We start from the raw sequence: 22,992 nt of genomic DNA on the forward strand, positions 1-22,992 counted from the left end.
AATGGAGTGAAGCATAGTTATATAAAAGTCAGAATACTATGATTGTAACGTTATGGTGACTATAATATAATGAAAACAACCTCATGAATGAACATTCATTTATTTTTATGTATTTGAAGGGGGAATGAAGGTGGAAAAACCATGGTTGAAAAATTATCCAGAGGAAATTCCAAGTACAATTTCTTATGATATTCAGCCGCTTCATAAATATGTAGAACAGATGGCTTCTCGCTACCCAGAAAAGAAAGCGCTTCACTTTTTAGGGAAGGATATTACATTTTCAGACTTTCATGATAAGGTGAAGAGATTTGCAAATTATCTTCAAAAGCTCGGTGTGGAAAAGGGTGATCGAGTTGCTATTATGTTGCCGAATTGTCCGCAAGCTGTAATTGGTTATTACGGTACATTACTTGCAGGAGGTATCGTAGTACAAACAAATCCACTATATACAGAAAGAGAATTAGAATATCAGCTTCATGATTCGGGAGCAAAAGTCATTCTTTGCCTCGATTTAGTATTTCCAAGAGTAACGAATGTTCAATCTGCTACAAAAGTTGAGCATATTATCGTAACGCGTATTGCGGACTTTTTACCCTTCCCTAAAAATCTATTGTATCCATTTGTGCAGAAAAAACAGTCGAATTTAGTTGTGAAAGTATCAGAGAGTGAAACGATTCACCTTTGGAACTCAGTAGAAAAAGAAGTGAATACAGGTGTTGAGGTGCCTTGTGATCCTGAAAATGATCTAGCTCTTTTACAGTACACAGGAGGAACAACTGGATTTCCGAAAGGCGTTATGTTAACGCATAAAAACCTCGTTTCTAACACTTTGATGGGAGTTCAATGGTTATATAATTGCAAAGAAGGAGAAGAAGTCGTTCTTGGGGTTCTTCCATTTTTCCACGTGTATGGCATGACGGCTGTCATGAATTTAAGTATTATGCAAGGATACAAAATGGTTCTTATTCCAAAATTTGATATGAAAATGGTTTTTGAAGCGATTAAGAAGCATAAAGTGACATTGTTTCCAGGAGCACCAACTATTTATATCGCTCTTTTAAATAGCCCGCTTTTAAAAGAATACGATATTTCGTCTATTCGTGCTTGTATTAGTGGATCAGCACCACTACCAGTAGAAGTACAGGAAAAGTTCGAAACAGTTACAGGGGGTAAACTAGTAGAGGGATATGGTTTAACAGAATCATCTCCAGTTACACATAGTAATTTTTTATGGGAAAAGCGAGTGCCAGGTAGCATTGGAGTTCCGTGGCCAGATACAGAAGCAATGATTATGTCGCTTGAAACTGGTGAGGCATTACCACCGGGAGAAATCGGTGAAATTGTAGTAAAAGGCCCTCAAATTATGAAAGGATATTGGAATAAGCCAGAAGACACAGCAGCTGTACTGCAAGATGGATGGCTCCATACAGGGGACGTTGGCTACATGGATGAAGATGGCTTTTTCTATGTGAAAGATCGTAAGAAAGATATGATTGTTGCGAGTGGATTTAATGTGTATCCTCGTGAAGTAGAAGAAGTATTATATGAGCATGAAAAAGTGCAAGAAGTAGTGACGATTGGAGTTCCTGATCCGTATAGGGGAGAGACAGTTAAAGCGTTTGTTGTGTTAAAAGAAGGTACGGAGTGTTCTGAGGAAGAATTAAATCAGTTTGCTCGTAAATATTTAGCGGCCTATAAAGTTCCGAAAGTATATGAGTTTAGAGATGAACTGCCGAAAACGACAGTTGGAAAAATTTTGCGCCGTGTCCTAATTGAGGAAGAGAAAAGAAAGAACGAGGATGAGCAAACGGGCTAAGGCCCTTTCTTTTTGAAAAAATGGGATTGACACTTTTCTAAATAGTCAGTATTATAAGAATATGAATGACTATTCATTCAGTCATCTTCTTGAAGGGGACAGTAAAGTGAAGAAAAATAGACCGAAATACAATCAAATTATTGATGCGGCAGTCATTGTGATTGCGGAGAATGGGTACCATCAAGCGCAAGTTTCTAAAATAGCAAAGCAAGCTGGGGTAGCTGATGGTACGATTTATTTATATTTTAAAAATAAAGAAGATATATTAATATCCTTATTCCAAGAGAAGATGGGAGAATTTGTCGAAACAATTCGTCAAAAAACAGCAGGAATTGAAAGCGCTGTATCGAAGTTATTCATGTTGGTAGAAACGCACTTCTTGCTGTTGTCGCAAAATGATCCTCTTGCTATCGTTACGCAATTAGAGCTAAGACAGTCCAATCAAGACTTACGCCTAAAAATAAATGAAGTATTAAAAGGCTACTTACAAGTTATTGATGAGATTTTAGAGACAGGTATAAAGCAAGGTGAATTCCAAGCGGATTTAAATGTTCGCGTGGCAAGACAAATGATCTTTGGAACAGTAGATGAAGTTGTGACCAATTGGGTAATGAGCGATCATAAGTATGATCTGGTCGCACTTTCAAAAACGGTACATGGGCTACTTATTGCAGCTTGTGGTTATCGTCAATAATGGGAGGGATCATGTTGAAATTCCTATCTGTAAGAGTTGAAGATCATATCGCGGTGGCTACGTTAAATCATGCGCCAGCTAACGCGATGTCTTCACAAGTTATGCATGACGTTACTGAATTAATTGATCAAGTGGAGAAGGATGATAACATTCGTGTTGTTGTTATTCACGGTGAAGGGCGCTTCTTCTCGGCGGGAGCAGATATTAAAGAATTTACATCTGTTACTGAAGCGAAGCAAGCGACTGAATTAGCGCAGCTTGGACAAGTTACGTTTGAGCGCGTTGAAAAATGTTCAAAACCAGTTATCGCGGCAATTCATGGAGCGGCACTTGGCGGCGGCCTTGAGTTTGCTATGTCTTGCCACATGCGCTTTGCAACTGAAAGTGCAAAACTTGGTTTACCTGAATTAACACTTGGATTAATTCCTGGATTTGCAGGTACACAGCGATTACCACGTTATGTTGGGAAAGCGAAAGCTTGTGAAATGATGTTAACAAGTACACCGATTACTGGTGCAGAAGCATTAAAATGGGGACTAGTTAACGGAGTTTTTGCTGAAGAAACATTTTTAGATGATACGCTTAAAGTTGCAAAACAGATTGCTGGAAAAAGCCCAGCGACGACTCGTGCTGTACTAGAGTTATTGCAAACAACGAAATCGTCTCATTATTATGAAGGTGTACAACGCGAAGCTCAAATCTTTGGTGAAGTATTTACGAGTGAAGATGGAAGAGAAGGTGTCGCAGCATTTTTAGAAAAGCGTAAGCCTTCATTTAGCGGCAGGTAGTTCAATTATTTTTTTAATATAAATTAACAGAAAATTAAAATTGATAGAATCTTTCTGAAAAACAAGGGGGTAAATGGAATGAACATCTACGTACTCATGAAACGAACATTTGATACAGAAGAAAAAATCGTAATTAAAAACGGTGCAATTTACGATGGCGAAGCGGAATTCATCATCAACCCTTACGATGAATATGCAATTGAAGAAGCTATTCAAGTAAGAGACGCACAAGGTGGAGAAGTTACTGTCGTAACAGTTGGTGGCGAAGATAGTGAGAAAGAACTTCGTACGGCGTTAGCGATGGGCTGCGATAAAGCGGTATTAATTAATATTGAAGATGATGTAGAAAATGGTGACCAGTTTACAACAGCAAAAGTGCTTGCTGAATATTTAAAAGATAAAGATGCAGATTTAATTTTAGGCGGAAACGTTGCAATTGATGGTGCATCTGGACAAGTTGGTCCGCGTGTAGCTGAAGCATTAAATATTCCGTACGTAACGACAATTACAAAACTTGAAATTGACGGTACAAACGTGAAGATTGAGCGCGATGTTGAAGGTGATACAGAAGTGATTGAAACTTCATTACCAGTTTTAGTAACAGCACAGCAAGGTTTAAATGAACCCCGTTATCCATCGCTTCCAGGTATTATGAAAGCGAAGAAAAAGCCACTAGAAGAATTAGAATTAGATGATTTAGATTTAGAAGAAGATGATGTGGAAGCAAAGACAAAAACAATTGAAATCTATTTGCCTCCTAAGAAAGATGCAGGAAAAGTGTTACAAGGCGAGCTGCAAGATCAAGTAAAAGAACTTGTATCGTTGCTCCATACAGAAGCGAAAGTAATCTAATAAAATACGAAATTATATATGCAGGAGGGAAAATCTATGGCTCGTAAAGTATTAGTAATGGGTGAAGTTCGTGATGGATCGCTACGTAACGTTTCGTTTGAAGCGGTAGCAGCAGCAAAAACAATTGCAGAAGGCGGTGAAGTAGTAGGTCTTCTAGTTGGAGATAGCGTTGCTTCTTTTGCAAATGAATTGATTCATTACGGTGCAGATCGCGTTGTGACAGTTGAAAATGATAAATTAAAATCATATACATCTGATGGCTATGCACAAGCATTTTTAGCTGTATATGCTGAAGAAAATCCAGAAGGTATTGTATTTGGACATACAGCACTTGGGAAAGATTTATCACCAAAATTAGCAGCGAAGCTTGAAGCTGGTCTAGTTTCTGACGTAACTGCTTTAGAAGTTGAAGGTGGAAATGTTATCTTTACTCGTCCAATTTACTCTGGTAAAGCGTTTGAGAAGAAGATTGTAACAGACGGCATCTTATTTGCGACAGTGCGTCCAAATAACATCGCAACGCTTGAAAAAGATGAGTCTCGCAGTGGTGACGTGTCTTCTATTACAGTAGATGTGAAAGACTTACGTACAATCATTCAAGATGTCGTCCGTAAGACGGCAGAAGGCGTTGATCTTTCTGAAGCAAAAGTTATTATCGCTGGCGGACGCGGTGTGAAGAGCGAAGAAGGATTCAAACCATTAAAAGAGTTAGCTGACGTATTAGGCGGCGCTGTTGGAGCATCTCGTGGTGCTTGTGACGCTGAGTATTGCGATTACTCATTGCAAATTGGTCAAACTGGTAAAGTTGTTACACCAGACCTATACATTGCATGCGGTATTTCTGGTGCGATTCAGCATTTAGCTGGTATGTCTAACTCAAAAATAATCGTTGCGATTAATAAAGACCCAGAAGCAAGTATCTTCAAAGTAGCTGACTACGGTATTGTTGGCGATCTATTTGAAGTCGTACCACTTTTAACAGAAGAGTTTAAAAAGTTAAAAGTACATTCATGATTTGAGTACCCTTGAGTTCCAAGTGAAGTACCCCTATATATAGAAAAAGGTGAGAGATCCCCTGTCTCTCATCTTTTTAGTATTTAATCCGTATTTTTATATAGTATAAAGGAACACTTTTTTGTTACAATACATAACGATACATATTATTCGCCACGTATATAAGTTAATGATATACTCTTGGTAGAATATACTTGAAGGAGGAAATAAAATGGCAATTGTAAACGCAAATGACCAAAGCTTCGCAGCAGAAACTAGCGAAGGTGTTGTATTATTAGATTTCTGGGCACCTTGGTGTGGACCTTGTAAAATGATCGCTCCTGTATTAGAGGAAATTGATGCAGAACTAGGCGAAAAAGTAAAAGTAGTAAAAGTAGACGTGGATGAAAATCAAGAAACTGCTCGTCAATTCGAAGTAATGAGCATTCCAGCTCTTTTCGTATTAAAAGACGGTAAAGTAGTTGATCAAGCGTTAGGTTACAAACCGAAAGAAGCGTTAGTAGAATTAGTTTCTAAACACTTCTAAAATAAAAGGGCTACCATTTGGTAGCCTTTTTTATTTTCCTTTTTTACACCTTTCCGTTACAATGAAAGAACGTATGTTGGGTATTTTGGCATAGTATGTTTTCATGTGAAAATAAAAATGCTAAGCATGTAGAAATGGAGGGTAACGAGTGCACGAACATTTAAAAGAGAAGTTGGCTATTTTACCAGATCAACCTGGTTGCTATTTAATGAAAGATAAGCAAGGAACGGTTATATATGTCGGAAAGGCAAAAGTGCTTAAAAATCGTGTGCGCTCGTACTTTACTGGTTCGCATGATGGGAAAACACTTCGGTTAGTAGGAGAAATTGTAGATTTTGAATATATTGTAACCTCCTCAAATCTAGAGGCTCTCATTTTAGAGTTAAACTTAATAAAAAAACATGATCCAAAATATAATATTCAATTAAAAGATGATAAAACATATCCTTTTATTAAAATTACAGCTGAGAAACAGCCGCGATTACTCATTACGCGAAATGTAAAAAAGGATAAGGGAAAGTATTTTGGTCCTTATCCGAATGCACAATCAGCTCATGAAACGAAAAAACTGCTAGATCGTATGTACCCGCTTCGTAAGTGCTCAAATATGCCCGATAAAGTTTGTTTATATTATCATATGGGTCAATGTTTAGCACCTTGTGTGAAAGAAGTTACGGAAGAACAAAATAAAGAAATTGTAGATGAAATTATTAAGTTTTTAAATGGTGGACATAAAGAAGTTCGTTCGGAATTAGAAACAAAAATGTATGAAGCTTCAGAGAAACTAGAGTTTGAACGTGCAAAAGAGTTACGTGATCAAATTGCTCATATCGATGCGATTATGGAAAAGCAAAAGATGATTATGAGTGATTTAGTGGACCGTGATGTGTTTGGGTATGCAGTTGATAAAGGGTGGATGTGTGTTCAAGTTTTCTTCGTTCGAAAAGGAAAGCTAATCGAACGTGATGTTTCTATGTTTCCAATCTACGATGAACCAGAAGAGGGGTTCTTAACGTTTATCGGTCAATTTTATGAAAACAGCAGTCATTTTAAGCCGAAGGAAATTGTCGTTCCAGGAAGTATAGACTCAGAATTAGTAGAACGCTTTTTAGAAGTAGAAGCGACACAGCCGAAACGCGGTAAGAAAAAAGATCTTGTAGAACTGGCAAATAAAAATGCGAAGATTGCCTTGGAAGAGAAATTCTATTTAATTGAACGTGATGAAGAGCGAACGATTAAAGCTGTAGAGAATTTAGGGAAGCAGCTCGGAATTGAAACGCCTTATCGTATTGAAGCGTTTGATAACTCAAATATTCAAGGGACAAATCCTGTTTCGGCAATGATTGCTTTTATTGATGGGAAACCAGCTAAGAAAGAATACAGGAAATATAAAATTAAAACAGTTCAAGGACCAGATGATTATGAGTCTATGAGAGAAGTTGTGAGACGCCGTTATACAAGGGCGCTGAAAGAGGGTTTACCTTTACCCGATTTAATCATTATTGATGGCGGAAAAGGCCATCTGGCGGCTGCAAGTGATGTTTTAGAAAATGAGCTCGGTTTATATATTCCGATGGCAGGTCTTGTAAAAGATGACAAACATAAAACATCTCATTTAATTATTGGAGATCCACCTGAACCTGTGATGCTTGAGAGAAATAGCCAAGAATTTTATTTATTGCAGCGTGTTCAAGATGAAGTGCATCGATTTGCGATTACATTTCATCGTCAATTACACGGGAAATCTGTCATTCAATCAGCACTGGATGATATCCCCGGAATCGGTGATAAACGGAAAAAGGTATTGTTAAAACATTTTGGTTCATTAAAGAAGATGAAAGAAGCTTCTATAGAGGAATTTGTCGAAGCAGGTATGCCGAAAAATGTCGCAGAGACGATTTATAGTTATTTAGCGGATAAGAAGACGTTGTAGTTTACAACGTCTTCTATTTTTTGGTATAATTTCTGAAGATTTAAAATAAATTCAAATGAATGAAAATGCAAAAAGTCAACTAAACTGATATGTCTAGTTGACTGTGGGTAATGCTACACTTCAATGAGATCTTTTATATCCCATTTTACGAGAAATGTAATAGAGTCTGAACGTTTTTTCTTTTCTTCGTAGGACTCTGCAACGACGTTTCGTTGCTTTTGAATTTGTTCAGCGATGAACCCAGCTTCTAATTGATAAGAAGAATGTCTTTTTTGTTTTTGACGTTCAGCGATGAGTGTGCCTTTAAGTTGGAACTGCATTTCACGACGCTTATGTTCAATAATGCTTAAAGTGCCCCAGCCAGCTTTTTCAAAGAACTGTATGACTTCTTCAATTGTGTCTAGTGGATATTTTCTTGCAAGGTTTCTACCGGACCAGTATAAAATACCATCTAGATCGTTACCGATTAAATCAGGTAGTAATTCTTCACGTAGCAATTCGTAAGCGAAGGCGTTCAATGAAACATCTTCTAAAGATGTTGTATCGATTGTATTTTTACTCACAATATTCCCCTCTTTCTATAGGGATTATTATATAACATTTCTCATTTATAAAAACAGATTTTTCTTTGGGAAAATCTGAATATATAAGAAGAAAAAAAGAATTGGCAAATTATATGCAAATTATGTATACGTTTTCTTGACGCTTCGACAAAAATAGGAGTAAAATGAACTTGGTATCAAATTATGCTGAAATATTTCGAATAATTTTTTCAGTTTTTCTTATGCCAATAGTGAAAAAACATTATTGCCATAAACTAATCTGAAAACAGCAGTCAATCATTCAAGGGGGGTAATGGGGACATGAAAGGCCGCGAGTATACGTTTCGTAAGTGGCACTCATTAATGGGGGTCATCCCGGTTGGTGTCTTTTTGACGCAACATTTAATTGTAAACAACTTTGCAACACGAGGAGCAGAGGCTTTTAACAAAGCTGCAGGCTTTATGGAGCTCCTTCCATTCCGGTATGCGCTAGAAATTTTCATTATCTTTTTACCAATACTGTACCATGCTATATATGGTTTATATATTGCATTTACAGCTAAGAACAATGCGGTTTCTTACGGTTATTTCCGTAACTGGATGTTCGTCTTCCAAAGAATTTCAGGTATCGTTACACTGATTTTCATTTCTTGGCACGTCTGGGAAACTCGTATTCAAGCAGCGTTAGGTAAAGAGGTAAACTATGACATGATGGCAGATATTTTAAACAATCCAGCTATGTTTGCATTCTACTTAGTTGGTGTTGTTTCAACAATTTTCCACTTTGCAAATGGACTATGGACATTCTGCATCAGCTGGGGAATTACAGTATCTCCACGTTCACAAAGAATCTCTACTTATGTAACATTAGCTATTTTCTTAGGTCTATCTTATGTAGGTGTGAGTGCATTATTAGCGTTCATCGATCCACAGCTAGCAAACCAGTAAGGAGTGGGAGAGCATGAAAGGGAAACTTATAGTAGTCGGCGGTGGCTTGGCTGGCTTAATGGCAACGATTAAAGCGGCGGAAGCAGGAGTAAATGTTGAACTGTTCTCTTTAGTACCAGTAAAACGTTCGCATTCTGTATGTGCCCAAGGTGGAATTAACGGTGCCGTAAATACGAAAGGTGAAGGGGATTCTCCATGGATCCACTTTGACGATACAATTTATGGTGGGGACTTCTTAGCGAACCAACCACCAGTTAAAGCAATGTGTGAAGCAGCACCTGGTATCATTCATTTAATGGACCGTATGGGTGTTATGTTCAACCGTACGGAAGAAGGACTTCTTGATTTCCGTCGTTTTGGTGGAACGCAACATCACCGTACAGCATTTGCTGGTGCAACAACTGGACAGCAATTACTATACGCATTAGATGAGCAAGTACGTCGTCACGAAGTAGCAGGACTTGTAACGAAATATGAAGGTTGGGATTTCTTACGAGCTGTTATTGATGATGAAGGTGTGTGCCGAGGAATCGTTGCACAAGACTTACAAACTATGGAGATTAGAAGTTTCCGAGCTGATGCCGTGATTATGGCAACAGGGGGCCCTGGTATCATTTTCGGAAAATCAACTAACTCTATTATTAATACAGGTACAGCAGCTTCTGCTGTATATCAACAAGGCGCATATTATGCAAACGGTGAGTTCATTCAAATTCACCCAACGGCAATTCCTGGAGACGATAAATTACGTCTGATGAGTGAATCTGCACGTGGTGAAGGTGGACGTGTTTGGACATATAAAGATGGTAAACCATGGTATTTCTTAGAAGAAAAATATCCGGCTTACGGAAACCTTGTACCTCGTGATATCGCAACGCGTGAAATCTTTGATGTTTGCGTAGAGCAAAAACTAGGTATTAACGGTGAAAACATGGTGTACTTAGATCTTTCTCATAAAGATCCGAAAGAACTAGATATTAAACTTGGTGGAATTATTGAAATCTATGAGAAATTTACAGGTGACGATCCTCGTAAACTACCAATGAAAATCTTCCCAGCTGTTCACTATTCAATGGGCGGGCTATGGGTTGATTATAAGCAGATGACAAGCATTCCAGGTTTATTTGCAGCAGGTGAGTGTGATTATTCTATGCACGGTGGTAACCGTCTTGGCGCGAACTCACTATTATCAGCAATTTACGGTGGTATGGTAGCAGGACCAAATGCAATTGAATATATGAAAGGTCTTTCTAAATCATCAGATGCTGTTTCATCTACTGTGTATGAACAAAATGAATTAATCGAAACAGAGAAATTTAACAATATTTTAACGCTCGATGGTAACGAAAATGCGTATGTTCTTCATAAAGAGCTTGGAGAATGGATGACAGATAACGTTACAGTAGTTCGTGAAAATAAAAAATTATTAGAAACAGATGCAAAAATTGAAGAGTTAATGGCTCGCTACAAACGTATTAACATTAACGATACAGCGAGATGGAGCAACCAAGGTGCTTCATTTACACGCCAACTTGCAAATATGTTTGAATTAGCACGTGTTATTACAATTGGCGCATATAACCGTAATGAGAGCCGTGGGGCGCATTACAAACCTGAATTCCCAAATCGTGATGATGCAAACTTCTTAAAAACTACGATGGCGAAATTTGAAGGAGAAGGAAATGCACCGGCATTCCATTACGAAGACGTGGATATTTCATTAATTAAACCACGTAAACGTGATTATTCTTCAAAACACGATGTAGCTGCTAAGAGTGAAGAGAAGGGGGATAAACAACATGTCTGAGAAAACAATCCGCCTCATCATTACGAGACAAGATGGACCAGATGCGCAAGCGTTTGACCAAGAGTTTGAAATTCCGTATCGTCCGAATATGAATATTATTTCGGCGCTTATGGAAATTCGTCGTAATCCTGTTGATTCAAAAGGAAACAAAACAACTCCGATTGCATGGGATATGAACTGTTTAGAGGAAGTATGTGGTGCATGTTCGATGGTGATTAACGGAAAACCACGTCAATCATGTACAGCGCTTATCGATCAATTAGAACAACCAATTCGCTTAAAACCGATGAAGACATTCCCGGTTGTTCGTGACTTACAAGTTGACCGTAGTCGCATGTTTAATGCTTTAAAACGTGTTAAAGCTTGGATTCCAATTGATGGTACGTATGACTTAGGACCAGGACCAAGAATGCCAGAGAAGAAACGTCAATGGGCTTATGAGCTTTCAAAATGTATGACATGTGGTGTTTGCTTAGAATCATGTCCAAACGTAAATAGTAAATCGGACTTTATTGGACCAGCACCGTTATCACAAGCTCGTTTATTTAACTCACATCCAACGGGTGAAATGCATAAAGCAGATCGCTTACGTGCAATTATGGGTGATGGAGGACTTGCAAACTGTGGTAACTCTCAAAACTGTGTGCAATCATGTCCAAAGGGTATTCCATTAACAACTTCAATTGCGGCGTTAAACCGTGATACAACAATTCAATCGTTCAAAGATTTCTTTGGTAGCGACAATAACTATTAATAAATATTGCCTCTTCATATCGAAGAGGCAATATTTATAACTATATTTTTCTGTTTATTCTGTTTATTTCAAAGTGAAAAGGAGAGGGAACAATGAAGAGGATTTCTTATATTGAAGATTTTGAGCAATGGGAAAGTGGTTTTTCGTTTTACAATCCTGTAAAGGTTCGTTTTGGTGAAGTAGATATGTTTGGACATGTAAATAATGTCGTTGCCTTCACCTATTTTGAAGAAGCGCGTATCGCATTGTTTAAAGAACTTGGATTTATGCAAGAATGGACGCATGAATCTTCAGAAACGATGATTGTTGTTGCGGATTTACAATGTAATTTTATTAAACAAATATATTTTGATGAACAGTTGAAGGTGTATGTAAAAGCGGGATCAGTTGGAAATTCTTCATTAGATTTGCATTATATGGTGAAGAATGCAGAAGGAGAGGTTTGTTTAGTTGGTCGTGGAATGATGGTCCAAGCATCGAAAAAAACGGGAAGAGGCGAACCGTGGCCTGAAGAGTGGAAGAAAAAATTACTACAATAATAGAGTGAAAGAAAAATAAGAGAGCAAATTGCTCTCTTATTTTTTGTCTTCCAGCGCCTCTTCTAATGTTAAATGATGTTTATATATGTATGTAGCGTATGGATTTCCAACGTAGCGCAAATGCCACGGTTCATATGAGTATTCTGTTGTTTCTGTTTTATCTTCTAAATAACGAATGACAAAGCCAAATTCATGAGCATGTTTTGCAACCCATTTACCTTCGTTTGTTTCTCCAAAAATAGGCTCTAATTGGAATTTAGCAGATTTTGAACTAATATCCATTGCTAAACCAGTTTGATGTTCACTCGTACCGGGAATGGCACTTACTGAATCCGCCTCAGCTTTTCCTTGGCGTCTAACGTATGTATCATGTAATGATTTTTGGCGTTTGTATGAACGATAACCAGATACAGCTGTAAGTTCAAGTCCTTCTTTCTTTGCCGCTTCAAACATACTTTCAAGCGCATCTGCAGCATCTTTGCGCAGCAATGTTTTTTCTTTATCTTTTGGACTAGTAAATGGTACGTTGGGTCTCGTTAAGTCTTCAGGTGTGTATCCGTCTGGTAGTTTTCGATGTTTATTAACTAATACAAGATTAGACTCTGGATTTGTTACAACGGAAAAATCATTGTCTAGCTTCTTTGCATTATGATCAGCTTTTGGAAAAGCAGGAATCTCTTCTTTTTGGTGGTTACTATGCTGTTGACTTTCGACAGCTTTCGCATTATTTTGTAGTGGTGATTTAGAACTAAAGTAAGCGAAAGAAGTGATACCGATTACAATAGTAGTGGCAGAAATAATAATTATCTTTTTCATGATGCCTTGTAATCACAGTCCTTTCTTAATAAAATGTGTATCGTTTCTTATTATAAGTCTAGTTTAATGAAAAAGAAATATAAGAGTCGTAACGTAATAGAAATGCAAAGAAAATGTCAGAAAATGTGTGAAATTGTAGTATTTTTTCATTTAATTCATTTCTTATCTTTCATGAAATGAATTTTTTATGTAATATATATACATAAGAAGATGTAGCGATTATCGAGAATAAAGAACTTCTTGTATAGACTAGGAGTGAATGGGAATGGATTTTGCAACAATTATTGGACTTATTTTAGGATTTGTAGCAGTGGTAGTAGGGATGGTCGTCAAGGGCGCTGACGTAACAGCCTTATTGAATCCTGCCGCAGCATTAATTATTTTTATCGGTACATTTGCTGCAGTATGTATAGCCTTTCCGATGAATCAACTAAAAAGAGTTCCAAAATTATTTAAAGTTCTTTTTGGTTCAAATAAAAAGGATTTAAGTTATGAACAGTTGCTAGAATTATTTGTTCATTGGACATCAGAAAGTAGAAAATACGGTATTTTGTCTTTAGAGCAACAATTAGACAAAATTCAAGATGAATTTCTTTTACGTGGTATGAAATTTGTAATTGATGGCGTATCTGCAGAAGATTTAGAACAGATTTTAGAAGCTGAATTAGAAGCAATTGAGGAAAGGCATGCAAAGGGAGCTGCAATTTTTTCTCAAGCTGGTACATATGCACCAACATTAGGGGTTTTAGGTGCTGTTATCGGTCTTGTAGCTGCACTTGGTAATTTAACTGATATTGAAAAGTTAGGACATGCTATTTCAGGTGCGTTTATTGCGACGATTTTTGGTATTTTTTCAGGTTATGTATTATGGCATCCATTTGCTAATAAGTTAAAACAAAAATCTGCAGCTGAAATCGAAAAAAAGCGTTTAATTATTGATTGTTTATTAATGTTACAAGAAGGTACATATCCGTTTATTATGAAGAACCGCATTTTAGGTTCACTATCTGCGACTGAGCGTAAAAAGCTAGAAAAAGGAGCAGAAAAAAATGCGGAGTAAGAAAAATAGAAGAGGCAAAAAGAAAAAACATGAGGAACATATCGATGAAACGTGGTTAATTCCATATTCTGATATGTTAACGTTGTTATTTGCACTGTTTATCGTTTTATTCGCAATGAGTAGTATAGATGCAGCGAAGTTTAAACAGATGGCAGTAGCGTTTCGAAGCGAATTAGCAGGTGGAACAGGAAATAAAGAGTTTTTAAGTGATCAGAAGCCAAATGATGAAAAGGAATTATCAGCAAGTAGCCTTGAGGCAGAACAAGCAAAAAAACAAGAAGAAGCTAGAGAAAAAGAAAAAAAAGAAATGGATGAATTGAAAGCATTACAAAAAAAGATTGATCAATATATTAATGAGAAACAATTATCCTCTTCTTTTCAAACTAAATTAACTGAAAAGGGATTAATGGTGACAATATTAGAGAATGTACTGTTTGATTCCGGAAAAGCAGATGTGAAGTTAGAATCACTAGGGATTGCAAAAGAGATGTCTAGTTTACTTGTTTCAGCGTCACCTCGTGAAATTACAGTATCTGGTCATACAGATAATGTCCCTATTGCAAATTCCCAATTTGCATCAAATTGGGAACTAAGTACGCAGCGGGCAGTTAATTTTATGCAAGTATTACTCCAAAATAAAGAATTACAACCAGAAAAATTTAGTGCAATTGGTTACGGAGAATACCGTTCAATTGCTCCAAATGATACACAAGAAGGAAAGGCGAAAAATAGGCGTGTAGAAGTGTTTATCTTGCCTTTAACAGAGAAAGCAAAATAAAGAGGATGGCGAATGCCATCCTCTTTATTTTGTATCAAATGATTTTAAGTTGTCACGGCGGATTTTATCTTTTTCTGCATCTGATTTTTTGAAATCATAATCATATAAAGCGCCTTCCCAATCGCCATACATTGGATTTGGGAAAATAATAAATTTCTCCCCGAATTGTGCTTTTGAATCTGAGACTGCTTGGTTTCGGTCCTTTACAGACTTTCCATCAAAACCAGTGAAGTCAGATAAGTTATCACCGAAGAATAAAACGATATCATGTGTTTGAGAAACGAGTTCACGGCGTTTTTCTTTTCCTTTTTCTTTCGGATCTTGTAGTAATATATGTTCTTTCGTTGCTTGAGGAGCGCCTACACGCTCAAGGTTTTTAATTGTTGCATCTAGTTGGTTTGTTTTACGATTTGAGATGTAGTAAATATCTACACCTTTAGACTCTGTATATTTTAAGAAATCAATTGCACCTGGAAGGGCCTCAGCTTCAGCCTTATTAATCCAATCATCCCATTTATACGGATAGCCTTTTCCTGTTTTTACGCTCATTGCTTGATGAGGACTGTTATCTAAAACAGTTTCATCTAAATCAAGTACGATAGCGGGTTTTTTCTCGGTTCCTTTTGCAAGAGCTGCATCAAGTTTCAATTGACCGATATTGTATCCTTGGTAGTACAGTGCTTTCGTTTCACCGGCTGTTTGATACCATAAATCAGCCATTAATTGCTGGTCTGTTAATTTTACTTTCTCTTCTTTCGCCACTGTTTTCTCTTGTGTTCCTGAACATGCTACAAGCGATGTAGATAGAACCGCTACAGATAATAAAGTGGTAATGCCCCTCTTCATCTTCATATGTACCCTCCTTGATGTTAGAAAACCAGTTAATATTATATATCGAAAAATAATATTTTTTGTATGAACATTTGCATATTGTCTTTTGTATATATAGTAGTATGTCCTATATTAGAAAGATGAGAAAAAATGATGGAAATTATTTTGACAAGTTTAATTGTCGAAATGACAATTATAATTGACAAATCATGTGATTTTATTTACAATTTTAACTAAATGAAACAAATGATGGATTAGAGAGATACTACATAATAAGAGGATGGAGTGTAGTGCTATATTTTATCCTGAATAAACATAGTCTTTGAAAGAGAGTATGAATGATACTAAAGGGGAGGCTTTATACTTTGAGTTTACAAATTCAAAACTTAACGAAACAATTTGGGGAATCAAAAGCTGTTAACAGCTTGCAAATTTCATTACCAAAAGGTGAAGTGTTAGGATTGCTTGGACGAAACGGTGCAGGAAAAACAACGACAATCAAAATGCTTCTCGGACTATTAACGCCTAATGAAGGCTCTATTACATGGGATGGAAAACCATTTGGGACTAGTGGGGTAACGATAGGATACTTACCAGAAGAAAGAGGTTTATATACAAAAAGTAGAGTAATAGACCAGTTGCGATATTTTGGTAGATTAGAAGGAATGACGAAAAAAGAAGTAGATCTTGCTATTGATCATTGGTTAGATCGATTAGCGATACCAGAATATAAATTTAAAACAGCAGGAGAGCTTTCAAAAGGGAACCAGCAAAAAATTCAATTAATTGCTGCTCTTCTTCATAATCCAGAACTTCTCATTTTAGATGAGCCATTTAGCGGACTGGATCCAGTGAATGCTGGAATGTTAGCTAGCATTATTGAAGAACAAGTACAGAGCGGAAAGACAATTATTTTATCTAGTCATCGTATGGAACAAGTAGAGGCTTTTTGCCAACATGTATGTATTTTGAAAAAAGGTGAAGCTGTCGTAAAAGGCCAATTAAGTGATATTAAAAAACAATATGGTTTCCGTAATTTAACGATTGAAGATACAGAAGAGAATGAGAAGGGATTAGAATCTTTACATGTATCGTATGAAAAACAACAAGGCCTTCTTTATGTGCGAGTACAAGATGATGCAGAAGCTCTAAACATTTTACAACAATTACAAGAACAAGGTATTACCTTACGACAATTTAAGATGTTAGAGCCGACATTAAACGAAATCTTTGTAGAGAGGGCGAAATAACGATGCGTAAATTTTCTCATGTATTTTCATTTTATTTTAGAGAAGCATTTTTATCTAAAAAATCATTAATTACGAGTGCGATTTTGTTTTTAGTTGTGTTTGGCCTTTTTGCCTTTAATCATTTCACTGCTGATAATGATAAAGGAAAAGATAAATTTGCTGTAGTAACAGAAAGTGATACTTATAAAGTGCAAGAAAGTGATGTAACAAAGTTACTCCCGTCTGCTAAAGTAACTGTAGAAAATAAGGATAAGTTTAATGAGTTACGTAAGCAAGTGGAAGATGGGGATTTAGACGGTTTATTCCGTATTACAGAAAAGAATGGTATTCCAGAAGTGACGTATATGTATAGTGGTTTTCCAAGTCAATCAACTGCTACACTTATGGCGAGTTATTTAAAAGAACAATATACAGCGGTAATGATCGAAAAAAATAATGTATCTGCAGAAGTAGCAAAGCAGTTACAGATGGAAATTCCGTTAAAGCAAGAGGCAGTAAAGGATCATGCATCTTCCTTTGGAAGTGGTTATGTTTTCTCGTTTGCTTTATATATGTTTATTGTTATCTTTGGTGCTGCAATTGGAACAACTGTAGCATCTGAAAAATCATCCCGTGTTATGGAGTTAATGCTTCCGAAAGTAAAACCATTAACAATGCTACATGCCAAAATTTTAGCAATTGTTTCTAGTGCTTTACTATTACTTGTTATTGCTTCTTTCGGTTTTCTTGTACCAAATTTATTAGGGTGGGTGGATTTAGATAATGCATCCTTAATAGGACTTACACTAGATTTTTCTAAATTGGATGCTGTAGTAATTAGTATGTTCTTTGTGTATTTTGTTACGGGTTACTTACTATACGCAATGCTATATGCAGCGGTTGGTGCTGTTGTATCAAAAATTGAGGATGTGCAATCTCTTTCGTTCCCAATTACAATGTTAGGTATGGCGGCATTTTTTATTAGTCTTAAATCATTATTTGATCCAAATAGTACATTAGCTATAGTTAGTTCATATATTCCATTCTTTACACCTATGGTTACTTTTTCAAGACTTGTATCTGGTGAAGCGGGCACTGTAGAAATTATTGTGACGTTAGTCATTTTATTGGTGACTATTGTTATCGTCAATATGCTAACAAGCCGCATTTACGTAAATGGTGTAATGAATTACTCAGACAAAGTGAAATTTAAAGACTTAGCGAAATTTATAAAGCGTCAATAATGAGAGAAAAGTATGATTTCCTATTGAAATCATGCTTTTTCTTTATGTATAAATTAAAAATAGTATATAATAATAAGAGTCGTCTTTTAATAGAATGAATAAAAAGGAGGGTGTGCAGATGGGAATTAGTAGTCGTTTTACAGTAGGTGTTCATATGCTGACATTACTTGCGATAGATCGAAACTCTCGCTGTACCTCTGAATGGATTGCCGGTAGTGTGAATACAAATCCAGTTGTGATTCGTCGCATTACAGGAATGTTGAAGAGAGCAGGACTTGTTGATGTACAAGCTGGTAAAGGTGGTACGACACTTGCTCGTGATTTAGAAGAAATTACATTACTTGATGTATATAAAGCAGTGGAAGTTGTAGAAGAAGGACAGTTATTTTCCTTCCATGAAAATCCCAACATTGAATGTCCAGTAGGAGCTAATATTCAATCAGTATTAGAAATTATTTTAATGCAAGCACAAGAAGCGATGGAAAATGTACTTGCAAATGTAACGGTAGATCAACTAGTTACAAATTTAAAGTCTAAAATGAAAGAATAAAAAAGCGAGCATCCTCATAATGAGGGCTCGCCTTTTTTTATTCAGAAATATTGAAAATTCTATTTTTCAGTATTTAAAATGAATTTACCTACGATAGCTGCTACGATACCACCAAGAATTGGTGCGATGATGAATACCCATAGTTGAGAAAGGGCTTCTCCGCCAGCGAATAAAGCTGGGGCGATACTACGAGCTGGGTTAACAGAAGTTCCAGTTAACGGAATACCTAATAAGTGAACTAAAACTAATGTGAAACCAATTACTAATCCTGCTAGAGAAGAACTTCCTTTTTTACCTGTTACAGCAACGATCACTAAAATGAATACGAAAGTTAAAATAAATTCAACTAGAAATGCTCCAGATAAACCAAGAGTTCCAAAACCGTTTTGTCCTAAATTATCTAAAGGTGTTTTAGCAGATTTTAAAATTGTTACTAACGTTGCAGTTCCTAATAAACCACCTAAAATTTGAGCTAATACATAATAACAAAGTTCCATAGCGTTCATTCTTTTGTTGATGAACATAGCTACTGATACTGCTGGGTTAATGTGACATCCAGAAATTGTTCCGATGCTATATGCCATAGCCACAATAGATAGACCGAAAGCCATAGCGATTCCTAATGTTCCAATTCCTTCAATTCCGCCGCCAATGACAGCTACTCCAGTTCCGAATAATACTAGTACAAATGTACCAATAAATTCAGCGATTGCTTTTTTTAACATAATTTACCTCCTATTGTTGCGCATGAACCGTATTATAACACAGGTTTTAGTATAAACCGTTAATGAAATACTATTCTGATAAGGCGCAATAGGGGGACAATAAAAAAGAGTATAGTTCTTTGTCACAGAACCATACTCTTTTTTTATGCTGTTTTTTTCTGTTTAACGACTGGAACAGAACGGTTTAAAATGCTATTTGCAACCATTCCTAACATAATAATAATCATTCCAAGTAGGGAAAGCCCGCCAGGAAATGAACCATTTAAGAAAACAATTTCGCCAAGCACGGTAAAGACCATCGTTCCAGCTTGTGTTGCTTCAACAGCTCCAAGTAGAGCGAGATTATCTTTGGCTAAGTCAGTAGCAAAGAAAAATGTCATTGTCGCTATAACGCCAGAACATAATGCTAACAAAAATCCTTGTAGCATTTGGCTTGATGTTGGAATACCTGTAGTAGAAAATCCGTATATGCCAAGTAAAATTGTTATAGGAAGACTGCCTATTGCCATTCCTAATACACGTTGGAATGTATCAAGGCGCCCGCCAACAAGTTCCATCATTTTTCGGTTACCGAACGGATATAAGAAAGCAGCTAACACGACAGGTAAAAATCCTGAAATGAACTGAGTCATTGTAATGTGACCTGCTGCAGTTGCTTGCATACAAATTACACCAAGTAAAATAAATAATGCGACATATAAACTACGAAGTGGAATTTTTCCGCGTACAAGTTTCGTACCTGATTTTGTTTCTATTTTAACGAAAAATAATGGCGAGAGTAGTAAGCCTGCTAATATAGTAACTTGCCAAGTTCCAGCAACGAGCCAAGCTGGAGAAAAGACAGCTGCAAAACTTAATAAAGAATAGAAACCAATACCAGCAACAGACCCCCACCCGATCCAAGCCAATGGATGTTTCTTTAATTCTTCCCATAACCCCCTTGAGTTTTTGCGAAATAAAACGATAAGGAATAAAATAGGGAGAGCAAATAAAAAACGGAAGGAAGCTGTCCAAGCCCAACTCGTTCCAGATACATTCATCGCTCGATTAATAATAAAAGTTGCGGAAAAAAAGGCTGATGATAAAAGGCCTAATAAAATTGCGCGCATGAAGTATGGCACTCCTTTCGGAATTTAATAATTATGTATAGTATAATATACTTTATCTAGATAAAAGTAAACTATTTTATATTTTAAGGTGGTTTTATAGATGAAAGAACATGAAGATATGCAAACGAAAGAAGTCATTCAGCAAGTAGGTCAGTTATTAAGGCAAATTCGAAATGAGCAAAAATTAAGTTTAGAAGAATTAGCTCAAAAAACAGGAGTTAGTAAATTAACGTTAGGAAAGATTGAAAGGGGTGAAACGAATCCGACGTTAGCCGTCATTTGGAAAATAACGAAAGGATTATCGATTCCTTTATCGAGATTGATGGTTGTTGGAGAACCTGTAGCTGTTGCACGCTGCGGAGAAGGATTTGCAGTAGACGTAGGACAAGCATGGCATTTAGAAACAATGTTCCGTTATACGAAAGAAACGGGGATGGAAATGCATCGTGCTTGTTTACGATCGAATAGTATATATGAACCAGAAGCTCATCATGAAGGTGCTATTGAGCTTGTAACGGTAATGAAAGGGAAAGTATCGATTCAAGTAGAAAGTGATGTATACGAATTAAATGAGTTTGACTCGATTCAATTTGAAGCGAATAAGAAACATAGTTATAAGAATGAAGAAGATGAAGTGGCGGTATTACATTTAACGATGAAATATTCTTCATGAAAAAATCCCCTATAGAAAAATCTATAGGGGATTTTGTATACACTATGCTCAAATATACGAAAGAATGTTATTAGTAAGAGCGTGGCATAAGTAATAAACAAATAAAATAAACTAAAAACCCCGTCCCAAAACATAAAACTGCAATGACCCAAAGTATGCGAATGAGAGTAGAGCTAATATCAAAATATTCTCCTAAACCACCGCATATACCAAATAGCATTTTATCAGTTTCGGATTTACATAATCTTTTTGACATCTTCCAATACACTCCTTTTTATAGCAAACTCTATACTTCTATTCTATATGGAAATCTATGAGGAGACTATGAGGTTGTATTACATTTTTTTAGGGAACAGTCATATTAATTGTCTTAATTTTCAGTTGATATTAAAATTATAGTAAGACGTAACTTTTAATAAAGGGTGGGGAAATAGAGATGACAGTATATTGGTTGACTAATGTAACGCTTGAATCGGGGTATGCATATGAAGAGGGGAGAATTTCAAAAACAGAAACAGAGTTATGTAGTTTACTTATTGAAGAGGGGCGAATTAAAAAAATCATAGCAGGGACTGTTCAAGAGGAAGGGGTACTCATTCTTGATGCGAATCGTTTATTAATTTTGCCTGCTTTCGAAGAGATGCATATTCACATTGATAAGACGTATTATAGTGGTCCTTGGAAAGCTTGCATGCCAGCAGAAAGTATTTTTACACGTTTTAATGAAGAAGAAAAAATTTTGCCGAAGCAATTAGCAACTGCTCAAGATAGGGCGGAAAATATGCTAGCGTTATTGCTCCGAAATGGTGCGACGAATATAAGAACGCATTGTAATGTTGATCCGATTATTGGGCTTGGTAATTTGGAGGCGACGTTAGCGGCGTTGGAAACATATAAAGATCAGGTTTCTAGTAGAATTGTTGCTTTTCCGCAACATGGATTATTGCGCAGTAATTCTGTGCAACTTGTGAAAGATGCGATGCGTATGGGTGCGCATCTAGTTGGTGGAGTGGATCCAGCTACAGTGGATAATGATATTGAAAAATCATTACATACAATTATGGATATCGCGGTTGAATTTAATGCGGATGTTGATATTCATCTGCATGATGCGAATAATCTTGGGACGTTTACGATGAAGAGATTAGCAAGTTTAACAGAAGAAGTGGGATGGCAAGGTCGCGTAACGATTAGTCATGCACTTGGACTTGGTGGTGTTACGGATAAAGAAGCTGAAGAAGTGGCAGAAAGACTAGCTGCTTTACATATCGATATCACTTCAACGGTGCCAATTGGGAAACAAGTAATCCCAATTCCTTTATTAGATAAAAAAGGTGTGAAAGTTTCGTTAGGAAATGATAGTATTACTGATCATTGGTCACCGTTTGGAACAGGTGATATGCTGCAAAAGGCAAATCGATTAGCGGAACGTTTCGGGTGGAGTGATGAAAGGTCTTTAGGAAAAGCACTTCGCTTTATTACGGGAGGAAAAGAAACGTTAAACGATGATGGGAAGCGAGCATGGCCGAATGTAGGAGATGAAGCGAGTTTTGTTTTGACGAATGCAACATGTACTGCTGAAGCGGTAGCGCGTCAAACAGAGAAGCGTTTAGTCGTACATAAAGGAAATATTGTTGTTGGAAGCTTAAATGAGGTGGAATTAAATAATCTTGTGTAAAAGAATCGTTTAAATGTTTTGAGGAGGGTTCTAATTGTGAGTATAGAACTCTTCTTTTTTATGTTTGAAATATATTTCTTATAGGT

The 22,992-nt window shown here is 36.6% G+C and carries 24 protein-coding genes; 18 read left to right on the plus strand and 6 right to left on the minus strand.

The features are described 5' to 3' along the window. Positions 1 to 130 precede the first annotated feature (130 nt). The 7 genes from QCI73_RS04980 (at position 131) to uvrC (ending at position 7,623) form a co-directional block, all read left to right on the plus strand. Positions 131 to 1,816 carry a long-chain-fatty-acid--CoA ligase gene (locus tag QCI73_RS04980; protein ID WP_327922420.1) on the plus strand — a complete coding sequence of 562 codons (1,686 nt, stop codon included), beginning with the start codon at positions 131 to 133 and terminating at the stop codon, positions 1,814 to 1,816. A 106-nt stretch (positions 1,817 to 1,922) separates the two neighbouring features. After that, positions 1,923 to 2,510: a fatty acid metabolism transcriptional regulator FadR gene (locus QCI73_RS04985; protein WP_000742222.1), complete on the plus strand. Its 588-nt coding sequence runs from the start codon at positions 1,923 to 1,925 to the stop codon at positions 2,508 to 2,510. 11 nt (positions 2,511 to 2,521) lie between these two features. Continuing rightward, positions 2,522 to 3,298: an enoyl-CoA hydratase gene (locus tag QCI73_RS04990; RefSeq protein ID WP_000911295.1), complete on the plus strand. Its 777-nt coding sequence runs from the start codon at positions 2,522 to 2,524 to the stop codon at positions 3,296 to 3,298. 78 nt (positions 3,299 to 3,376) lie between these two features. Continuing rightward, the gene (gene etfB, locus QCI73_RS04995; protein WP_001029030.1) at positions 3,377 to 4,150 is read left to right on the plus strand and encodes an electron transfer flavoprotein subunit beta; all 774 of its coding nucleotides are present in this window, start codon (positions 3,377 to 3,379) and stop codon (positions 4,148 to 4,150) included. 36 nt (positions 4,151 to 4,186) lie between these two features. After that, positions 4,187 to 5,164 (plus strand): electron transfer flavoprotein subunit alpha, encoded by a 978-nt coding sequence (gene etfA / locus QCI73_RS05000; RefSeq protein WP_000101965.1) that lies wholly within the window; start codon positions 4,187 to 4,189, stop codon positions 5,162 to 5,164. Positions 5,165 to 5,375: 211 nt separating this feature from the next. Then, positions 5,376 to 5,690 (plus strand): thioredoxin, encoded by a 315-nt coding sequence (gene trxA, locus QCI73_RS05005; RefSeq protein WP_001018943.1) that lies wholly within the window; start codon positions 5,376 to 5,378, stop codon positions 5,688 to 5,690. Positions 5,691 to 5,838: 148 nt separating this feature from the next. Continuing rightward, positions 5,839 to 7,623 (plus strand): excinuclease ABC subunit C, encoded by a 1,785-nt coding sequence (uvrC, locus tag QCI73_RS05010; protein ID WP_327922421.1) that lies wholly within the window; start codon positions 5,839 to 5,841, stop codon positions 7,621 to 7,623. A 113-nt stretch (positions 7,624 to 7,736) separates the two neighbouring features. Here uvrC and QCI73_RS05015 read toward each other — a convergent pair whose 3' ends face one another. Beyond that, the gene (locus tag QCI73_RS05015; RefSeq protein ID WP_000042220.1) at positions 7,737 to 8,186 is read right to left on the minus strand and encodes a YslB family protein; all 450 of its coding nucleotides are present in this window, start codon (positions 8,184 to 8,186) and stop codon (positions 7,737 to 7,739) included. A 300-nt stretch (positions 8,187 to 8,486) separates the two neighbouring features. On the opposite strand from QCI73_RS05015, the gene sdhC reads away from it, so the two are divergent. From sdhC to QCI73_RS05035, 4 genes are all read left to right on the plus strand, one after another. Then, positions 8,487 to 9,113, plus strand: a complete 627-nt coding sequence (gene sdhC / locus QCI73_RS05020; RefSeq protein ID WP_000678352.1) for a succinate dehydrogenase cytochrome B558 — start codon at positions 8,487 to 8,489, stop codon at positions 9,111 to 9,113. Positions 9,114 to 9,126: 13 nt separating this feature from the next. After that, on the plus strand, positions 9,127 to 10,920 hold the full coding sequence (gene sdhA, locus QCI73_RS05025) for a succinate dehydrogenase flavoprotein subunit (RefSeq protein ID WP_000676735.1): 1,794 nt from the start codon (positions 9,127 to 9,129) through the stop codon (positions 10,918 to 10,920). Continuing rightward, positions 10,913 to 11,674 (plus strand): succinate dehydrogenase iron-sulfur subunit, encoded by a 762-nt coding sequence (gene sdhB, locus QCI73_RS05030; RefSeq protein WP_001291826.1) that lies wholly within the window; start codon positions 10,913 to 10,915, stop codon positions 11,672 to 11,674. Before sdhA ends, sdhB begins: the two co-directional genes overlap by 8 nt. A gap of 92 nt (positions 11,675 to 11,766) precedes the next feature. After that, the gene (locus tag QCI73_RS05035) at positions 11,767 to 12,213 is read left to right on the plus strand and encodes an acyl-CoA thioesterase (protein WP_000822740.1); all 447 of its coding nucleotides are present in this window, start codon (positions 11,767 to 11,769) and stop codon (positions 12,211 to 12,213) included. 36 nt (positions 12,214 to 12,249) lie between these two features. Here the strand turns inward: QCI73_RS05035 and QCI73_RS05040 are convergent, their stop codons facing one another. Further along, entirely contained in the window at positions 12,250 to 13,029 is a 780-nt protein-coding gene (locus QCI73_RS05040; RefSeq protein WP_000720208.1) for a M15 family metallopeptidase, read from the minus strand. Between the two features lie 265 nt (positions 13,030 to 13,294). Between QCI73_RS05040 and motA the strand changes: the two genes are divergently transcribed. Next, the gene (gene motA / locus QCI73_RS05045) at positions 13,295 to 14,089 is read left to right on the plus strand and encodes a flagellar motor stator protein MotA (RefSeq protein ID WP_000344858.1); all 795 of its coding nucleotides are present in this window, start codon (positions 13,295 to 13,297) and stop codon (positions 14,087 to 14,089) included. Then, positions 14,079 to 14,867 carry a flagellar motor protein MotB gene (gene motB, locus QCI73_RS05050; protein ID WP_070806906.1) on the plus strand — a complete coding sequence of 263 codons (789 nt, stop codon included), beginning with the start codon at positions 14,079 to 14,081 and terminating at the stop codon, positions 14,865 to 14,867. Before motA ends, motB begins: the two co-directional genes overlap by 11 nt. A gap of 24 nt (positions 14,868 to 14,891) precedes the next feature. Here the strand turns inward: motB and QCI73_RS05055 are convergent, their stop codons facing one another. Further along, positions 14,892 to 15,719, minus strand: coding sequence for a 5'-nucleotidase, lipoprotein e(P4) family (locus tag QCI73_RS05055; protein ID WP_353822601.1), 828 nt, complete (start codon positions 15,717 to 15,719; stop codon positions 14,892 to 14,894). A 344-nt stretch (positions 15,720 to 16,063) separates the two neighbouring features. On the opposite strand from QCI73_RS05055, the gene QCI73_RS05060 reads away from it, so the two are divergent. From QCI73_RS05060 to QCI73_RS05070, 3 genes are all read left to right on the plus strand, one after another. After that, a complete protein-coding gene (locus tag QCI73_RS05060; protein WP_070806904.1) occupies positions 16,064 to 16,948 on the plus strand; it encodes an ABC transporter ATP-binding protein in 885 nt (294 codons plus the stop codon). 2 nt (positions 16,949 to 16,950) lie between these two features. Continuing rightward, positions 16,951 to 18,171, plus strand: coding sequence for an ABC transporter permease (locus tag QCI73_RS05065; protein ID WP_353822602.1), 1,221 nt, complete (start codon positions 16,951 to 16,953; stop codon positions 18,169 to 18,171). 118 nt (positions 18,172 to 18,289) lie between these two features. Then, the gene (locus QCI73_RS05070; protein WP_000512998.1) at positions 18,290 to 18,721 is read left to right on the plus strand and encodes an Rrf2 family transcriptional regulator; all 432 of its coding nucleotides are present in this window, start codon (positions 18,290 to 18,292) and stop codon (positions 18,719 to 18,721) included. 59 nt (positions 18,722 to 18,780) lie between these two features. Here QCI73_RS05070 and QCI73_RS05075 read toward each other — a convergent pair whose 3' ends face one another. Together QCI73_RS05075 and QCI73_RS05080 are read right to left on the minus strand one after the other, a co-directional pair. Then, complete coding sequence (locus QCI73_RS05075) at positions 18,781 to 19,446, minus strand: MIP/aquaporin family protein (protein WP_000913198.1); 666 nt, start codon at positions 19,444 to 19,446, stop codon at positions 18,781 to 18,783. Between the two features lie 143 nt (positions 19,447 to 19,589). Continuing rightward, on the minus strand, positions 19,590 to 20,555 hold the full coding sequence (locus QCI73_RS05080; protein ID WP_353822603.1) for a DMT family transporter: 966 nt from the start codon (positions 20,553 to 20,555) through the stop codon (positions 19,590 to 19,592). 100 nt (positions 20,556 to 20,655) lie between these two features. Between QCI73_RS05080 and QCI73_RS05085 the strand changes: the two genes are divergently transcribed. Then, complete coding sequence (locus tag QCI73_RS05085) at positions 20,656 to 21,228, plus strand: helix-turn-helix domain-containing protein (RefSeq protein WP_000658051.1); 573 nt, start codon at positions 20,656 to 20,658, stop codon at positions 21,226 to 21,228. 70 nt (positions 21,229 to 21,298) lie between these two features. Here QCI73_RS05085 and QCI73_RS05090 read toward each other — a convergent pair whose 3' ends face one another. After that, positions 21,299 to 21,484 (minus strand): PspC domain-containing protein, encoded by a 186-nt coding sequence (locus QCI73_RS05090; RefSeq protein ID WP_000044337.1) that lies wholly within the window; start codon positions 21,482 to 21,484, stop codon positions 21,299 to 21,301. A gap of 180 nt (positions 21,485 to 21,664) precedes the next feature. Between QCI73_RS05090 and QCI73_RS05095 the strand changes: the two genes are divergently transcribed. Next, positions 21,665 to 22,906: an amidohydrolase family protein gene (locus QCI73_RS05095; RefSeq protein WP_262724341.1), complete on the plus strand. Its 1,242-nt coding sequence runs from the start codon at positions 21,665 to 21,667 to the stop codon at positions 22,904 to 22,906. Positions 22,907 to 22,992: the final 86 nt, after the last annotated feature.

Source organism: Bacillus cereus group sp. MG16 (assembly GCF_040459875.1).
GTDB lineage: Bacteria > Bacillota > Bacilli > Bacillales > Bacillaceae_G > Bacillus_A > Bacillus_A paranthracis.

What these genes read in the sequence shown, in the direction of transcription:
- QCI73_RS04990 (WP_000911295.1), top strand. Translation starts at nt 2,522, where the DNA reads ATGTTGAAATTCCTATCTGTAAGAGTTGAAGATCATATCGCGGTGGCT.
- etfB (WP_001029030.1), top strand. Translation starts at nt 3,377, where the DNA reads ATGAACATCTACGTACTCATGAAACGAACATTTGATACAGAAGAAAAA.
- etfA (WP_000101965.1), top strand. Translation starts at nt 4,187, where the DNA reads ATGGCTCGTAAAGTATTAGTAATGGGTGAAGTTCGTGATGGATCGCTA.
- trxA (WP_001018943.1), top strand. Translation starts at nt 5,376, where the DNA reads ATGGCAATTGTAAACGCAAATGACCAAAGCTTCGCAGCAGAAACTAGC.
- sdhC (WP_000678352.1), top strand. Translation starts at nt 8,487, where the DNA reads ATGAAAGGCCGCGAGTATACGTTTCGTAAGTGGCACTCATTAATGGGG.
- sdhA (WP_000676735.1), top strand. Translation starts at nt 9,127, where the DNA reads ATGAAAGGGAAACTTATAGTAGTCGGCGGTGGCTTGGCTGGCTTAATG.
- sdhB (WP_001291826.1), top strand. Translation starts at nt 10,913, where the DNA reads ATGTCTGAGAAAACAATCCGCCTCATCATTACGAGACAAGATGGACCA.
- QCI73_RS05035 (WP_000822740.1), top strand. Translation starts at nt 11,767, where the DNA reads ATGAAGAGGATTTCTTATATTGAAGATTTTGAGCAATGGGAAAGTGGT.
- QCI73_RS05040 (WP_000720208.1), bottom strand. Translation starts at nt 13,029, where the DNA reads ATGAAAAAGATAATTATTATTTCTGCCACTACTATTGTAATCGGTATC.
- motA (WP_000344858.1), top strand. Translation starts at nt 13,295, where the DNA reads ATGGATTTTGCAACAATTATTGGACTTATTTTAGGATTTGTAGCAGTG.
- motB (WP_070806906.1), top strand. Translation starts at nt 14,079, where the DNA reads ATGCGGAGTAAGAAAAATAGAAGAGGCAAAAAGAAAAAACATGAGGAA.
- QCI73_RS05055 (WP_353822601.1), bottom strand. Translation starts at nt 15,719, where the DNA reads ATGAAGATGAAGAGGGGCATTACCACTTTATTATCTGTAGCGGTTCTA.
- QCI73_RS05065 (WP_353822602.1), top strand. Translation starts at nt 16,951, where the DNA reads ATGCGTAAATTTTCTCATGTATTTTCATTTTATTTTAGAGAAGCATTT.
- QCI73_RS05070 (WP_000512998.1), top strand. Translation starts at nt 18,290, where the DNA reads ATGGGAATTAGTAGTCGTTTTACAGTAGGTGTTCATATGCTGACATTA.
- QCI73_RS05075 (WP_000913198.1), bottom strand. Translation starts at nt 19,446, where the DNA reads ATGTTAAAAAAAGCAATCGCTGAATTTATTGGTACATTTGTACTAGTA.
- QCI73_RS05080 (WP_353822603.1), bottom strand. Translation starts at nt 20,555, where the DNA reads ATGCGCGCAATTTTATTAGGCCTTTTATCATCAGCCTTTTTTTCCGCA.
- QCI73_RS05085 (WP_000658051.1), top strand. Translation starts at nt 20,656, where the DNA reads ATGAAAGAACATGAAGATATGCAAACGAAAGAAGTCATTCAGCAAGTA.
- QCI73_RS05090 (WP_000044337.1), bottom strand. Translation starts at nt 21,484, where the DNA reads ATGTCAAAAAGATTATGTAAATCCGAAACTGATAAAATGCTATTTGGT.
- QCI73_RS05095 (WP_262724341.1), top strand. Translation starts at nt 21,665, where the DNA reads ATGACAGTATATTGGTTGACTAATGTAACGCTTGAATCGGGGTATGCA.